The sequence below is a fragment of the Streptomyces sp. NPDC048257 genome (assembly GCF_043201855.1).
GTDB lineage: Bacteria > Actinomycetota > Actinomycetes > Streptomycetales > Streptomycetaceae > Streptomyces.
This window is the reverse complement of sequence record NZ_JBICZI010000002.1, coordinates 489000-503174: the sequence shown is the minus strand read 5'-3', so window position 1 is coordinate 503174 and position 14175 is coordinate 489000. Positions and strand designations below refer to the sequence as shown.

Annotated in this window: 15 protein-coding genes and 1 tRNA gene; 4 read left to right on the top strand and 12 right to left on the bottom strand. The window is 72.2% G+C overall.

Annotated elements, in window-relative coordinates; genetic code table 11:
• The first annotated feature begins 7 nt into the window (after window positions 1–7).
• Window positions 8–1198, top strand: a complete 1191-nt coding sequence (locus ACGFZK_RS06305; protein ID WP_393847662.1) for an MFS transporter — start codon at window positions 8–10, stop codon at window positions 1196–1198.
• A gap of 39 nt (window positions 1199–1237) precedes the next feature.
• On the opposite strand, the gene ACGFZK_RS06300 is transcribed toward ACGFZK_RS06305, so the two are convergent.
• The gene (locus ACGFZK_RS06300; RefSeq protein ID WP_393847661.1) at window positions 1238–2227 is read right to left on the bottom strand and encodes an ArsR/SmtB family transcription factor; all 990 of its coding nucleotides are present in this window, start codon (window positions 2225–2227) and stop codon (window positions 1238–1240) included.
• Window positions 2228–2327: 100 nt separating this feature from the next.
• Between ACGFZK_RS06300 and ACGFZK_RS06295 the strand changes: the two genes are divergently transcribed.
• A complete protein-coding gene (locus ACGFZK_RS06295) occupies window positions 2328–3602 on the top strand; it encodes an MFS transporter (protein WP_393847876.1) in 1275 nt (424 codons plus the stop codon).
• Between the two features lie 12 nt (window positions 3603–3614).
• Here ACGFZK_RS06295 and ACGFZK_RS06290 read toward each other — a convergent pair whose 3' ends face one another.
• From ACGFZK_RS06290 to ACGFZK_RS06270, 5 genes are all read right to left on the bottom strand, one after another.
• Window positions 3615–5060 carry a glyceraldehyde-3-phosphate dehydrogenase gene (locus ACGFZK_RS06290; RefSeq protein ID WP_393847660.1) on the bottom strand — a complete coding sequence of 482 codons (1446 nt, stop codon included), beginning with the start codon at window positions 5058–5060 and terminating at the stop codon, window positions 3615–3617.
• Between the two features lie 143 nt (window positions 5061–5203).
• On the bottom strand, window positions 5204–6802 hold the full coding sequence (locus ACGFZK_RS06285) for a phospholipase D family protein (RefSeq protein WP_393847659.1): 1599 nt from the start codon (window positions 6800–6802) through the stop codon (window positions 5204–5206).
• Window positions 6803–6829: 27 nt separating this feature from the next.
• Entirely contained in the window at window positions 6830–6985 is a 156-nt protein-coding gene (locus tag ACGFZK_RS06280) for a DUF6131 family protein (protein ID WP_393847658.1), read from the bottom strand.
• Window positions 6986–7064: 79 nt separating this feature from the next.
• Window positions 7065–7988 (bottom strand): hypothetical protein, encoded by a 924-nt coding sequence (locus tag ACGFZK_RS06275; RefSeq protein ID WP_393847657.1) that lies wholly within the window; start codon window positions 7986–7988, stop codon window positions 7065–7067.
• Window positions 7985–9400 (bottom strand): phenylacetate--CoA ligase family protein, encoded by a 1416-nt coding sequence (locus ACGFZK_RS06270; RefSeq protein ID WP_393847656.1) that lies wholly within the window; start codon window positions 9398–9400, stop codon window positions 7985–7987. The genes ACGFZK_RS06275 and ACGFZK_RS06270 overlap by 4 nt, the downstream gene beginning before the upstream one ends.
• Window positions 9401–9801: 401 nt before the next feature.
• Between ACGFZK_RS06270 and ACGFZK_RS06265 the strand changes: the two genes are divergently transcribed.
• Together ACGFZK_RS06265 and ACGFZK_RS06260 are read left to right on the top strand one after the other, a co-directional pair.
• Window positions 9802–10593, top strand: coding sequence for an IclR family transcriptional regulator (locus ACGFZK_RS06265; RefSeq protein ID WP_393847655.1), 792 nt, complete (start codon window positions 9802–9804; stop codon window positions 10591–10593).
• A 320-nt stretch (window positions 10594–10913) separates the two neighbouring features.
• Entirely contained in the window at window positions 10914–11360 is a 447-nt protein-coding gene (locus ACGFZK_RS06260; protein WP_393847654.1) for a hypothetical protein, read from the top strand.
• Between the two features lie 144 nt (window positions 11361–11504).
• On the opposite strand, the gene ACGFZK_RS06255 is transcribed toward ACGFZK_RS06260, so the two are convergent.
• The 6 genes from ACGFZK_RS06255 to ACGFZK_RS06230 all read right to left on the bottom strand — a co-directional run bounded on the left by ACGFZK_RS06255 (window position 11505) and on the right by ACGFZK_RS06230 (window position 14156).
• A tRNA-Pro gene (locus tag ACGFZK_RS06255) sits at window positions 11505–11578 on the bottom strand.
• 116 nt (window positions 11579–11694) lie between these two features.
• A complete protein-coding gene (locus tag ACGFZK_RS06250) occupies window positions 11695–12057 on the bottom strand; it encodes an MmcQ/YjbR family DNA-binding protein (RefSeq protein ID WP_393847653.1) in 363 nt (120 codons plus the stop codon).
• Between the two features lie 72 nt (window positions 12058–12129).
• Window positions 12130–12675 carry a GAF domain-containing protein gene (locus tag ACGFZK_RS06245; RefSeq protein WP_393847652.1) on the bottom strand — a complete coding sequence of 182 codons (546 nt, stop codon included), beginning with the start codon at window positions 12673–12675 and terminating at the stop codon, window positions 12130–12132.
• Window positions 12672–13334: an ATP/GTP-binding protein gene (locus ACGFZK_RS06240; RefSeq protein ID WP_393847651.1), complete on the bottom strand. Its 663-nt coding sequence runs from the start codon at window positions 13332–13334 to the stop codon at window positions 12672–12674. The genes ACGFZK_RS06245 and ACGFZK_RS06240 overlap by 4 nt, the downstream gene beginning before the upstream one ends.
• Window positions 13312–13725: a DUF742 domain-containing protein gene (locus ACGFZK_RS06235; protein ID WP_393847650.1), complete on the bottom strand. Its 414-nt coding sequence runs from the start codon at window positions 13723–13725 to the stop codon at window positions 13312–13314. The genes ACGFZK_RS06240 and ACGFZK_RS06235 overlap by 23 nt, the downstream gene beginning before the upstream one ends.
• Window positions 13722–14156, bottom strand: coding sequence for a roadblock/LC7 domain-containing protein (locus ACGFZK_RS06230; RefSeq protein ID WP_393847875.1), 435 nt, complete (start codon window positions 14154–14156; stop codon window positions 13722–13724). The genes ACGFZK_RS06235 and ACGFZK_RS06230 overlap by 4 nt, the downstream gene beginning before the upstream one ends.
• Between the last annotated feature and the right edge of the window lie 19 nt (window positions 14157–14175).

Sequence of the window (14175 nt, the reverse complement as noted above, 5' to 3'; positions counted from 1 at the left end):
CGACGGCATGGACGGTGATCGCGGACGGTGGCGCCAGTGCTTGCTCAGCGGGATGGTGTTCGCCGTGTGCATGGCGGGCACCACGCTGCCGACTCCCCTCTACGGGCTCTACCAGGAGAAATTCGGGTTCTCCGAGCTGGTGGTGACCGTCGTCTACGCCGTGTACGCCTTCGGGGTGATCGGCGTGCTGCTGCTGGCGGGCAACGCCTCGGACGCCGTGGGCAGACGGCCGGTGCTGCTGGTGGGCCTGGCCTTCTCGGCGGCCAGCGCCGTCTGCTTCCTGTGCGCCACCGGACTGGGCTGGCTGTACGCGGGCCGGCTGATGTCGGGGCTGTCCGCCGGGCTGTTCACCGGGGCCGCCACGGCCTACGTGATGGAACTGGCGCCGAGCGGCGGCGAATCCCGGGCCACTTTCGTGGCGACGGCCGCCAACATGGGCGGGCTGGGCTGCGGCCCGCTGCTCGCCGGGGTGCTCGCGCAGTACGCCGCCTGGCCGCTGTACCTGCCGTTCGCCGTGCACCTCGCGCTGGTGGCCGCCTCCGCCGTGGTCCTGCTGCGGCTGCCCGAGACCGTACGGGACCGGAAGCCGCTGAGCACCGTACGACCGCAGCGGCCCGCCCTGCCACCCCAGGTGCGGTCGGTGTTCGCACCCGCCGCGATCGCCTCGTTCGTGGGCTTCGCGCTGTTCGGGGTGTTCACCTCGGTCAGCCCCGCCTTCCTGGCGCAGTCCCTGGACGTCCACAACCACGCCGTGAGCGGGGCGGTCGTCGCGCTGGCCTTCTTCGCCTCGACCGCCGGGCAACTGGCGGTCGGCCGGGTCGGGGTGAGCCGATCGCTGCCGCTGGGCTGCGCGGGGCTGCTCGCCGGGCTGGCGCTGCTCGCGGGCGCGCTGTGGTGGGACCTGCTGGCGCTGGTGGTGGCGAGCGCGCTGGTGGGCGGGGCCGGGCAGGGGCTGGCGTTCCGCGGGGCGCTGTCCGCGGTGGCCGCGGCCTCTCCGGCGGACCGGCGCGCGGCGGTGATCTCGATGCTGTTCGTGGTGGCGTACACGGGCATCTCGGTGCCGGTGATCGGGGTGGGGCTGCTGGTGGGACCCATCGGTCTGGAGGGTGCCGGGCTGGTGTTCATCGTGTGCATGGCCGTCCTGGTGGCAGCCGCGGCCGGCTACCTCCTGCGCCGTCCGGCGCGGGCGCGGGCATGAGCCCGCTTCCCCTGGGACGCGCAGGGCGGTCGCCACGGCTCACACCGGCTTCCCCGCGCCGCTCAGCCGGTCCCCGAGGGGGCTGCGGCGGTAGAGGACGTGCCGTCCGTCGCGCGCCCGGGAGACGAGGCCGGTGGCGTACAGCACGCCCAGGTGCTGGGAGACGGCGCTCGCGGTGACCCGGAGGCGCCGGGCGAGCTCGACCGTGGGCAGCGGTTCGTCGAGCAGGCCGAGCAGCCTCGCCTTGGGCGCGCCCAGCAGGGACACCAGGGCGGCCGTGTCGGCGACGGGCTCGCGCACCCACAGGGTCGCCACACCGCGGCTCGGGTACGCCAGCGTCGGTGCCTCCTGCGGACTGACCGGCGGTGCCGGCTTGTGCGCGAACACCGAGGGTACGAGGAGCAGCCCGCGGCCGGACGCCACCACGTGGTGCCGGCTGATCATCTGTCCGATGTGCAGCACGCCGCCCTGCCAGCGCAGGTTCGGGTGCATGTCGGCGAAGAGCAGGCGGGCTCCGCCCATGGCCAGTTGCCGCGCCCGGTAGGTCATGTCGGCCTCCAGCAGGAGGCGCATCCGCGGCCACATCGGCCGGACGGCGGCCTCCCAGTACCGGTGCAGGAGCGCGCAGAGGGCGTCGCGGAGTGCGACGACGGGCCCGTCACCGGGGGCGGCGGCGGCGAGCAGCGGGGCGGGGAGCGGGTCAGGGGCGTGCGCGGCCAGCAGATCGCGGCGGACCAGGTCGGGAGGTGTCCGGCGGACGGCGGCCAGTTCCTCCTCGAAGGAGGGGGCGAAGCTCGCGGGCCTCGGGGTCAGGAAGTCGGGCAGGGTGCGCCGTACCGCGACCACGGACATCAGCAGTTCGGTGTCGAGCCCGTCGAGTGTGCCGAGGACCGACCTGCGCCAGGGGAGGTGGAGGGCGGAGAGCCCCGGCTCGCGCAGCACGCGCAGGCTGAGCACGGTCTCGTACAGGGGCGACAACGCGAAGCGGGTGTCGGCGAGGTCCTCGACGCCGAGTTCGAAGCTGATCATTGAGGCATACGCTACATCGATTGGCGTGGGGGCGTACGTGGCGTGAACTCCCCTCATGACAAGTCCCCGCGCGGCAGCCACCGTTCACCCCCGGTCCGGGATGAGCCGCCGGTTGCTGCTGCTCCTCACCCTGACCTGCGCCGTCGGCGTGGGAACCGTCTACTTCCCGCAGGCGATCAGCCCGCTGGTCGTCGCGTCCCTGCACGCGTCGCCCGGCTCCGCCGCGCTCGTGGTGACCGCGATCCAGATCGGCTACACGGCCGGGATCTTCCTGCTGGTGCCCCTCGGCGACCGCCTCCCGCACCGCCCGTTCCTCGTCACCCTGCTGGCCCTCACCGGTCTCGGCCTGCTGGCCGCGGGCTGTGCCCCGGCGCTGGCACCGCTGCTCGCCGCGGCGGCCGTCGTGGGCGTGACCACGGTGGCCGCGCAGGTCATCGGTCCGCTGGCGGCCGGGCTGGTGGCCGCCGAGCGCCGGGGCGCCGTGCTGGGCACCCTGCTGAGCGGTTCGACCGGCGGCATGCTGCTGGCCCGCACCTTCGGCGGGACGCTCGGCGAATGGCTGGGGTGGCGCGCCCCCTATCTGGTGGCCGGGGCCGTCGCCCTGTCCCTCGCGGCCGTCCTGGCCCGCACCCTGCCGGTCACCACCCCGACCTCGCGGCAGCCGTACCCGGCGCTGCTGGCCGCGCCGCTGCGCCTGCTGCGCACCGAACCGGAACTGCGCCGCTCCTGCCTCTACCAGGCGACGGTGTTCGGCGGGTTCTCGGCGGTCTGGACCTGCCTGGCGCTGCTGCTCACCGGCCCGTCCTACGGCCTGGGCGCCCACGCGGTGGGGATGCTCGCCCTGGTGGGCGCGGTGACGATGCTGTGCACCCCGTACGCCGGGCGTCTGGTGGACCGCAAGGGAGCGGACCGGGTGAACCTCGTCTGCCTGATCGGGGTCCTCGTGTCGGCCGCGGTCCTGGCGGCGGGCGCCCGGGGCGGGGCGGCGGGTCTGGCCGCGCTGGCGGGCGGCACGCTGCTGCTCGACGTCGCGATGCAATCCGGCATGGTCGCCAACCAGGCCCGGGTGTACTCCGTGCGCCCCGGTGCCCGGAGCCGGCTCAACACCGCCTACATGACCTGCGCGTACCTGGGCGGCAGTGCCGGGTCCTGGCTCGGCGTACGGATCTACGGCCGGGCCGGCTGGGAGGGCGTGTGCGCGCTCGTGGCCCTGCTGGCCGTGATCGCCCTGGCCCGCCACCTCCGGCCCTCCGCGGACGCGGGCCGGACGCACGACAGGCGGGGGACGGCGGGCGGGGCGACCGGGTGCCCTTCGGCATCGGGTTGCCCGCCCACCGCCGCCCCGCCTGTCGAAGCAGCCGGTCGACCGATGTGACGGTCCGTCGGATCAGACCGCCGGCACCGGGTAGGTCGGGTACTCGACGCCGGACACGTGCTGGACCACACGGATGACCTGGCAGGAGTAGCCGAACTCGTTGTCGTACCAGAGGTAGAGGATCGCGTTGTCGCCGTCCACCTTGGTGGCGCCCGCATCGACGATCGAGGCGTGGCGCGAACCGACGAAGTCCATGGAGACCGCGTCGGGGGCGGTGGTGAAGTCGATCTGGCGCTTGAGCGGCGAGTGCAGCGAGACGTCGCGAAGGTAGTCGAGGACCTCTTCGCGGGTGGTCTCACGGCCCAGGCGCAGGCTCAGGATGGCGATCGAGACGTCCGGGACGGGGACGCGGATCGAGCTGCCGGTGATCGGCGCCTTCAGGTCGGGCAGCGCCTTGGCGACGGCGGACGCGGCACCGGTCTCGGTGATGACCATGTTGAGCGGCGCGGAGCGGCCACGACGGTCGGCCTTGTGGTAGTTGTCCAGCAGGTTCTGGTCGTTCGTGAACGAGTGGACGGTCTCCACGTGACCGCGCAGGACACCGTACTCGTCGTCCATGGCCTTCAGCGGCGGGACGATCGCGTTGGTGGTGCAGGAGGCGCAGGACAGGATCTGCTCGTCCGGCTTGATGGTGTCGTGGTTGACGCCGTGGACGATGTTCGGGACGTCGCCCTTGCCCGGGGCGGTCAGGACGACCTTGTCGATGCCGGGGCGCAGGTGCTTCGACAGGCCTTCGCGGTCGCGCCACTTGCCCGTGTTGTCGATGAGGATGGCGTCCTTGATGCCGTGCTCGGTGTAGTCCACCTCGGACGGGTCGTTCGCGTAGATCACCTTGATGGCGTTGCCGTTGGCGATGATCGTGCTGTTCGCCTCGTCGACGGTGATCGTGCCCTGGAACTGGCCGTGGATCGAGTCGCGGCGCAGCAGCGAGGCGCGCTTGACGATGTCCTGGTCGCCGCCCTGACGGACGACGATGGCGCGCAGGCGCAGGCCGTTGCCGGAGCCGGCCTTCTCGATCAGCAGGCGGGCGACGAGGCGGCCGATGCGGCCGAAGCCGTACAGGACGACGTCGCGGCCCTCGCCGCGCTCGATCTTGTTCGCGCCGGTGGCACCGGAGACGGACTCGGCGGTGAACTCGGCCACCGACAGGCCGCGGTCGTCGCTCTTGTACTCCGCGGCGAGCATGCCGATGTCGATCTGGGACGGGCCGAGATCGAGCGTGGTCAGAACCTGCAGGAACGGCAGCGTCTCGGTGACCGAGAGCTCCTCACCGTCGATCTGCCGGGCGAATCGGTGGGTCTTGAGGATGCTGACCACCGACTTGTTCACCAGGGAACGGCTGTGGAGCAGGATCGTGACGTCCCGCTCCCGGTGCAGCTTCCCGATGATCGGGATCATCGACTCCGCGATCTCCTCGCGGTTCTTCCAGCTGGTGAACGAGTCCTCATTGACAGTCACAGGATTATCTTTCGAGCTAGGCGGTGCTCATATGCTAACCCGCCGCCATTTTGGTCACTTAAGGGGTACCCACCGTGTCGGGAACGGGCACTATGTGACCTTAATTTGTACGGATTGCCAATGGTTTGCCGCCGTAACGTGCCTCAGAAGGTACGGCGGAGCCTCATCCCCAGCGGACGGCCGTCCGGGTCGACCAGCAGACGGTGCAGAGGGACCGCGAGCATCCTCTGCGTCACGGCCAGGTCCGGGGGGACGTACCGGCGCAGCCGGCCCGGCGGCCGCGGCCCGCGGCAGCCGCCCCCGTGCCAGGCGTCCAGCGCCGCGGCGCTCTCCACGAAGGCGTCGAATGCGGACACCGGGTCGCACAGCGCATCCGTCGCCCCGGCGTCGGTGTGCTCACCCATGAGCTCCAGGCGCAGCTCCCGGGCGAAGGCACGCGCGCCGTCCCCGAGACCTCCCGGGTCGGCCGGCCGCCGCGGGTCCGTCCGCTCGTCGTACACGACGCAGCTGAGCTCGGAGTCGTGCGTCCACGAGCGGAGGTTGATGTTGTCGGAGCCGACGGAGGCCCATATGTCGTCGATCACGCAGACCTTGGCGTGGACGTAGACCGGGGTTGCGGACCGGTTCTCCAGGCCGTACACGGCGACCCGGTCGCCGCCGGCCCGGCGCAGCTCGTCCAGGGCCTTGATCCGCCCGATCAGGTTCATCGGCCGCGTGAGCCGGCCGGCCTCCTCCGGCACCGTGGGGACCACCCCGATCACCCTCAGCCGGGGGTGCCTGCGCAGCGCGCGGGCGAAGCAGGCCACCACCCGCGGGGACCACAGGTACTGGTCCTCCAGGTAGATCAGCGCCCTCGCCCGGCGCAGCGCCTTGGTGTACCCCCGCGCGATGCTCCGCTCGCCGTCCGGGGCGAAGGGGTAGCCGCCGAGCAAACGGTTCGGATAGGTCCGCAGCAGCTGGACGGTGTGGGTGCCGCAGGGCGCCGGATCGGGCCTCTGCGGCTGCAGCCGGTCCGCGCTGATGTCCTCGCTGTGCATCCGTTCCCGCACCCGGATGAGGGGGCTGCGGCTGAGCGGCGCCGGGTCCTCCCACCGTTCGCGGAAGACGGCCTCGACATCGCCGACGACCGGCCCGCGCAGGGCGAGCTGGACGTCGTGCCAGGGCGGATGGGGCCCGTAGGCGGGGGCCAGCGGCATCGACTGGCGGTCGCCGCGGTGCTCGGCGTCGTCGTTGCGGTTGTGGCAGAGGTCGATCCCGCCGACGTAGGCGACGTCCAGTTCGGGGCGGTCGCGGTGGCGCAGCACCACCAGTTTCTGGTGGTGGGAGCCGCCGGGCCGCACCCGCATGTCGAGCAGGCACTCACCGCCGCCCCGCCCGATCTCCTCGCCCAGGTGACGGTTCTCCTCTTCACTGAAGTGAAGGCTGTCCAGATGGGAGCGCCACAGCAGTCCCTTGACGACGACCCCGCGCTCGGCCGCCCCGGACAGGACGGCGCCGATCTCGGTTCCGGGCCCGGCGAGCCGTTCGTCGGGATCGCCGCGCCAGTCGGTGAACAGGAGCAGATCGCCCCGGTTCAGCGCCCGGACGGCCTCCAGGAGCTCCGCGAAGTACACGGCGCCGTGGACCAGCGGCCGTACGTGGTTCCCCCGCGACCAGGCCTCGCCGTCCGGGTGGCGCCGGTCCAGGCGCGTCGCGGGGTTGCCACGTTCACCGGGGTTCAGAAGCCAGTCGGCGCGCGTCACGGCGACGGCCCTGCGGCTGTACGCCCGCTACCAGTAATGACGGCGTCCGCCGACCTCGCGTCCGACCGATCCCAGGATCCACAGGATCACGCCGATCACGACGAGGATGATCCCGATGGTCCACAGGATGTTGATCCCTACCAGGAATCCGATGACGAGCAGAATGACACCGAGGACGATCATGGAGTCCTCCATTCGTACGGGTGTGCCGATTTCAGGCTAGCCGCATCGGTGGGATGCGGCCCCCGGAGCGGCGGCCCGCTCAGCGCGCCGGTTCGGCGGCGGCCCCGCGGGCCGGGGCCTGCGGCGCGACTCCCCCGCGGGTCCCGCGCGTCCCGCGGAACACCACGTCGGCCATCCGCCGCTCCGGACCGCTGCGGCGCAGGTAGCGGTAGCCGAGGAAGGCCGCCGGCCCGAAGAACACCTGGGCCGGGATGAGGGCCGGCGCGTGGTCGGTGACCGCGGCGACGAGGTGCAGCGTGGCCACGGGCGCCACGGCGCCGAAGAGGGTGACCAGCGCGATCCCGGTCCGCAGCCCCCGCTCTCCGTACGCCTTGTAGGCGGTGGTGGTGAACAGCGCGTACGCCAGCAGGTCGCCCATGCCGACCACGGCGCCCAGGTCCTCACCGATGCGCAGGCCCGCGGCGGGCGCGTACGGGTACCCCTGGATGGCGTCGGACAGTTCCTGGGTCAGCGGTACGACCCAGGCGAAGAAGGCGTCGTACGCGGTGAGCGCGAGCAGGAACCACGCGACGTTCTTCAGCCGCATGCCGCCCTGCACGTTGAGGTTGGTCGCGGAGACGACGATCAGGGCGACCACGACGCTGTTCGCCACCCAGTACGGCGGCGCGGTCTCGCCGAAGGCCATGTGGCAGGCGAGCACGCTCGCGATCAGTACGGCGATCAGCGCCCAGCGCAGCCGGCCGTTCCCGATCACCGGCTGGTAGCCGACGGACAGTCCACCGGCGAAGACGAGGGCGAGCACCACCGGGAGGACGGCTCCCGGCAGTGTCAGGTAGATGTACGGCAAGGCCAGGACGAAGCCCATCATCATGAAGATGTCGCTGCCGTTGAAGACACCGACGGGCGGCCTCGGCGTGCGTACGGCACGGAAGTAGGAGATCGCGCCGGCGCACACACCGAGCGCCAGGGCGATGGTGACCGCGAGCTGGAAGAAGACCGTCATGCGTGGCTCCGGGTGAAGGTGTGCTCCAACAGGTCGCAGCGGAGCGGGAAGAGGCGCGCGGCCTCCTCCTCGTCCACCGGCAGGACCGTGACGCGGCAGTCGATGTCCCGGGCCCGCAGCCGCTCGGTGACCTCCGCCTCGGTGACCTCCTTGGAGGCGACCTCCACGTGGAGCCGGCCGTCGGACCCGACGCCGGCGCGGTGGCGCAGCGGCCACGGCAGACCGGGGGTGCCGTCCAGCGCCTCCAGGACGTCGCGCGGGGTCACGAGGCCCTCCAGGGTGCGGTGCAGGGTGCCCGCCTTGCCGAGGATGTGGGAGACGGCGGGCACGGCCGCCAGTTCGCAGTCCGGTTCGCCGTTCAGGGTGCGGACGACGTCACCGGTGTTGTACCGCAGGACCGGCATGCACTCCCGGTAGGGGAAGTAGGGCGTGACGGTCAGTTCGCCGAGCCTGCCGGGTCCGGCGGGTTCGCCGGTCTCCAGGTCGAGCACCTCGGTGTAGCCCATGTTGGGGTCGATGTGGAGGTGCCGCTTGCTGCAGGTGCGGCCGCCGACCGGCAGCAGCTCGGTCATGCCGAAGGCGTCGCCGACGGTCCGGGCCCCGAAGGTCTCGCGCAGGGCGTCCGACAGGCTCCGCGACAGCATCTCGCCTCCGGCGTAGATCGCCCGCAGTGCGAAGTCGTCGGGGCCGTATCCGCGTTGCCGCGCGGCGGTGACCATCCGGCCGAGGTAGCTGGGGTTGCCGGTGAGGATGGTGGGACGGGCGCCGCCGCCCCTGCCGAGCAGGTGCTCGACGGACTCGTCCGGCGGGATCTGGCCCACGACGTGGCACGAGGCGTTGGCGAGCCGGCACACCTCGACGTCCTCCTGCACGGCGGCCGTTGCCCGGGAGCTGAGGTTGATCTGCATCCGGTCCCCGGGCCCGAGGTCGCCGCGCAGCACCAGGGACAGCGCGATGAGGGCGGGCCAGAGTTCCATCTCGTAGCGGGAGAGCCAGATCTGCACGGGCCGGCCGGTGGTACCGGTCGTCTGGGTCGCCAGGTACGGGGTACTGCACAGGAAGTCGGCGGGGCGTTCGATGAGGTCGGCCTTGCGGGTCACCGGGATGCCGGTGAGCGTCTCGGCGGTCAGACCGTCGAGGTCGACGCCGGCGAGGCGCTCCCGGTAGAAGGGGGACTCCTTGGCGAGTCTGCGTACGGTCCGCTGGAGCGCACGGTTCTGCAGGTCCCGGCGCTCGTCCGGATCGGCGAAGGGTCCGTCGGCCAGTTCGTCGACGTCGTCGCCGAGCGAGCCGAACTCCTCCAGCGTGAGGAGGGCGTCGGCGACCAGTCGCTCGACGGCCCGTACGTTCAGCCGCCGGCCGAACACCATCGCCATGGCCACCCGTACCTGGCGGACACCGGTCTCCAGCACTCATACCTCCCTGGGGCGTGGCAGAAGGGTGGGGGGGGGGCGCCGCGCCCCCCCCAAAAATATTCGGCCGGAGGGGGGACAGGTGGGGGAGGATAACCCCCGGCATGCGGCCCAGAACGACGTTGACATCGTGGGGCGCGGGGTGATCGCGCTCATCGGATCCTCCTTGTGTCGTTCCGGGTGGACGGTCCTTCGGGCTCCCCTGAAGTCGCCGTAACGTTCCGTCACTTGGACGAGAACACAGTGGCGCGAACGCACCGCACGGGCAATGATCTGGTCCATTCAACGGACCGGTGAACGGGGGACGGCACCACCGCTTCCTCCGACTACCCGGAACGAACGGGGAGTTCTGGTCCCATCCGACCGATGGGACCAGATGTGGACCAAAAGGGGGACCGCCCATGGCCAGATCCGGCGCAGAGGGGCGGGGCGTACTGGAAGGTGCGTTCGCATTGATGGAGGTGCTCGCGCAGGGCGAGGAGGTCGGCCTGACCCGCCTGGCGACCGACGCCGAACTACCGAAGGCCACCGCCCACCGGCTGTTGGGGCAGCTGGTCTCACTGGGCGCGGTACAGAGCCGCGCCGGCCGCTACCGTCTCGGGGCGCGGACCTTCCGCCTGGGACAGGCGTGGCACCCCGCGCGTGGGCTGCGCGCGGCATCGGCCCGGCCGCTGCGGGAGCTCGCTTCCGCCGGCGGCCGGCTCAGTCTCAGCCTGTCGGTGGTCGAGGCGGGACAGACCATCGTCGTCGGGGGGTTGCGTGGTGAGGTGGACGACGTCTTTCCGCTGAGTTCGGGCGTCGTGCTGCCGCCCGGGAGCGCGGCGGAGCTGATCCTGGCGGCGTCCGCCCCGCTGACGGAGCCGCCCGAGGGCCGGACGGCGGCCTCATGGGCCCGTGAGGTCGCCCAGGCGAAGGAGCGGGGCCTGGCCTTCGAGTACGGGCAGTGCGTGAGCGCGCTCTCGTGCGTATCGGCGCCGATACTCTCCGCGTCCGGGCAGGTGGTCGCCGCCGTGGCGGCGACCAGCCTGGACGCCCGGCAGATCGCCCCGCTGGGCGAGTCCGTGGCCCGCGCGGCGGCGATGATCAGCGCCAACCTGGCGCGGCGGCCGGCCTCCACGGCCCGGCCCCCGCGCGAGCGGCCGGCCCATCCGCCGGGCACCCGGACCCCGCAGCCCGCCCTGGCGGGTCCTTAGGGGTGTCTCGTCGATCGGGCCGGCTCAGGAAGCGGTACCTGGTGCGTGCGGGCGCAAGGCCGGGGAGGGAGCCGACGCGGAGCGTCGGCGACCGACGAGAACGCGGCGAGCGTGCGTGCCAGGTGACGCGAGCCGGCCTGACCGGGCAAGGCACCCCTTAGGGGGTGCCGACGCGGGGCCCGGTTCCGGCAAGCTCCGGAACCGGGCCCTCCGTCCGGCCGGAGTGCCGACGGAGGGTGACCGTGACACGCTGAATCGGGGGACCGCCGACCCTGGTGCGCCAGATGCGCCAGGCCGGCTCTGCCACCGAGGAGATCGACATGGCCAGTGACGCCAGCAGACCCCGGACCAGCCGACCGCAGCCCAGCGCCTGGCACGCACCCACATCGGGTACGACCATCATGGCGGGCGCCCTGATGGTCTTCGGCGGCGCGATGGCGATCTTCGAAGGGATCGCGGCCCTCGCCAGGGACGACCTGTTCGTCGTGACGCGGCACTACGTGTTCGAGTTCAGCCTGACGGGGTGGGGCTGGGTTCATCTGATCGTGGGCATCGCCCTCGTCGTCGCCGGCTGCGCCGTGTTCACCGGAGCCCTGTGGGCGCGCTTCTTCGGGGTGGCCGTCGCCGGACTCGGCGCGATCGCCAATTTCCTGTGGCTGCCGTACTACCCGTGGTGGGCCCTGATCCTGATCGCGGTCAATCTGTTCGTGGTCTGGGCCCTGTGCACGGGCATGCACCGGGAGGCCGACCCGGCCTCGACCGCCTGACCTCCCGGCGGCACGCACGAGCCACGGTGCAGCACCCCGGGGCGGAAGCCCCACGTGACACGACTGCCCCGGAAAACGATCAAGGGCCTTGTCTCACCGAAGTGAGACAAGGCCCTGATCTACGACTACGGAGCGAACTCCCAGTCGGGACGACAGGATTTGAACCTGCGACCCCTTGACCCCCAGTCAAGTGCGCTACCAAGCTGCGCCACGTCCCGATGCGCGCTGACCTGGGGTTTCCCCTGGTTGAACGCGCAGGAGAACGATACCGCACTTCGTGGGGTGGTTGCGCACCTTTCCGTCACGGGCGCCCGCAGGGACTCGGTCCCGGTCCTCAGCCCGCGTCGCCGGTCAGCTCCGGATGGGCGGCGATCAGGCGCTTGGGGGCTGCCTGGAGCCAGGAGTCGGTCAGGATGGAGCGCAGCTCCGCCGCGTTCCGCACCGCCGCCAGCCGGACCCGGATCCAGGCGTAGTTGTCGTCGTGGCCCGCGCGCAGGAAGAACTTATCCGGCTCGGCCGCGATCAGCTCGGCCCGCTCCTCCTTGGGGCACTTCACCCCGATACAGGTGTCGTCGTCGGCCAGCGAGACGAAGATCTTCCCGCTCACCCGGAAGGTCGGCATGCCCCAGGCGGGCTTCTCGCTGCTGTCCGGAAGCGACAGCGCGATCAGACGGACGTCCTGCGCGGTTGTGGCCATCCCCGAGGCTCCTCTCCAGCCACCGGTGAACCCTCTCGCCACGACCGTAGCCCCCGCCCGTGACAATCCCCCTCACCCCCGCCGGTCCTCCCGCTCGTGCACCAGCGCCACCAGCTCCGCCGCCAGCGCCTTCACGGTGGCGAGTCCCTCCGTCCCCCACCGGCGGGGTACCACGTCCACCGCGCACACCGTGCCCAGGACGATCCCGCGCCGGTCGACGAGCGGCGCGCCCACGTACGACCGCACCCCGCTCTCGTCCACGACGGCGTTGCCCGCGAAGCGCGCGAAGTCCCGTACGTCCTCCAGCACCAGCGCCCGCCGCCGCACCACCACGTGCGGGCAGTAGCCGTGGTCGCGGGCCAGGACGCGTGCCGGGTAGCCGCTGGCCGGGGCCTCGGCGCCATGGTGCAGCCCGGCGAAGAACTGCCGCTCCTCGCCGACGAAGTTGACCCCGGCGTAGGGTGCGCCGAGCGCGTCGGCGACGCGCCGGGCGAAGGCGTCCAGTTCGCCGTCCGTACGCTCCCCCAGGCCCAGCTCGCGCAGCCGGACGGCCCGTGCGGGTGCCTCCCGGTCCACCGGCGTGAGCAGCAGGTGTCCGGTCGATTCGTAGTACGTCATGACGGTTCCCCCGACTCCGAAGACGAAGAGCTGATGGTGGAGCCGGCTGTGGAGCCGGCTGTGGACATGCACAGCAGATGGCGGACGAGGGCGGCCAGCGCCCCCGTCCCGGAGCTCGCGAGGCGCGCGTCGCACCGTACGACGGGCACCTCGGGCCCGAGCCCCACCGCCTCGCGGACCTCGTCGGGCCCGTAGCGGTGACCGCCGTCGAACTCGTTGACGGCGACGATGAAGCCGATCCCGCGCCGCTCGAAGAAGTCCACGGCGGGGAAGCAGTCGGCCAGCCGGCGGGTGTCGGCGAGCACCACCGCCCCGAGCGCGCCCGCGCACAGCTCCTCCCAGAGGAACCAGAAGCGGTGCTGGCCGGGCGTGCCGAACAGGTAGAGCACGTGGCGCTCGTCCAGGGTGATCCGGCCGAAGTCGAGCGCGACGGTCGTCGTGGTCTTCTCCTCGACGCCGTGCAGCGGGTCGGCGCTCGCACCGAGGCCGCCGATCAGTTCCTCCGTGCTCAGCGGTTCGATCTCGCTCACGGCGCCCACGAAGGTGGTCTTGCCCGCCCCGAAGCCCCCCGCGACCAGGATCTTCAGCGTCGCAGGCGGCGGTCCGGGCGCGGGAGCGGAAACCGGAGCGGGGGCGTCACAGTCGTTTGCGTAGGCCATCGAGCACCGCCATGAGCAGGGATCGGTCATCGGCGGCGAACGAGCCGCTGCCCGGGAAGCATGGCGCCTGCACCATGACGGCCCCGTGTTCCAGCAGATCGGCGAGCAGCACCTTCACCACCACCGCCGGCAGCCGCAGCTGTCCGGCCACCTCGGCGACGGTGGTCGTGGCGGTGCCCGCGCACAGCCGCAGCGCGAGGGTGTGCTCCGCGCCGAGCGGGACGCGCGGCCGCACCCCGGTCGCGCTCACCAGCGAGAGCAGGTCGAGCGCGACGCCCGGCCTGGTCCGCCCCCCGCTGGCGGTGTACGGGCGCATCACCCGGCCCGCCGAGGCGTCGAGCCACGGTGTGTCGCGCCCCTTCGTGTGCGCCCCCGCCCCGCGGGCCCTCATCGCTCCGCGTCGGCGACGGGCCGCCGCGGCGGGGCCGCCAGGTACGGGCGCACGCTCTTGACCAGCATCGCCATCTCGTAGCCGAGCACCCCCGCGTCGGCCTCCCGGTCGGCGAGGACGGCCAGGCAGGTCCCGGATCCGGCCGCGGAGACGAAGACGAGCGCGGTGTCGAGTTCGACGACGACCTGGCGCACCTCGGCGCCGTCCGCGAAGCGGGAGCCCGCGCTGCGGCCCAGCGAGTACAGCCCGGACGCGAGGGCCGCCAGGTGGTCGGCGCTGTCGGCGTCCAGCCCGTGCACGCAGGTCAGGAGCCCGTCGGCAGTGAGGAGTACGGCGCTGCGCGTGTACGGCACGCGCTGCACCAGGCCGCTGAGCAGCCAGTCGAGGTCCGAGAGCCGGCTGCCGGTCTTCGTCGCCACTTCGCCGCCCATGGGGGTGCGCTCCTTGCTG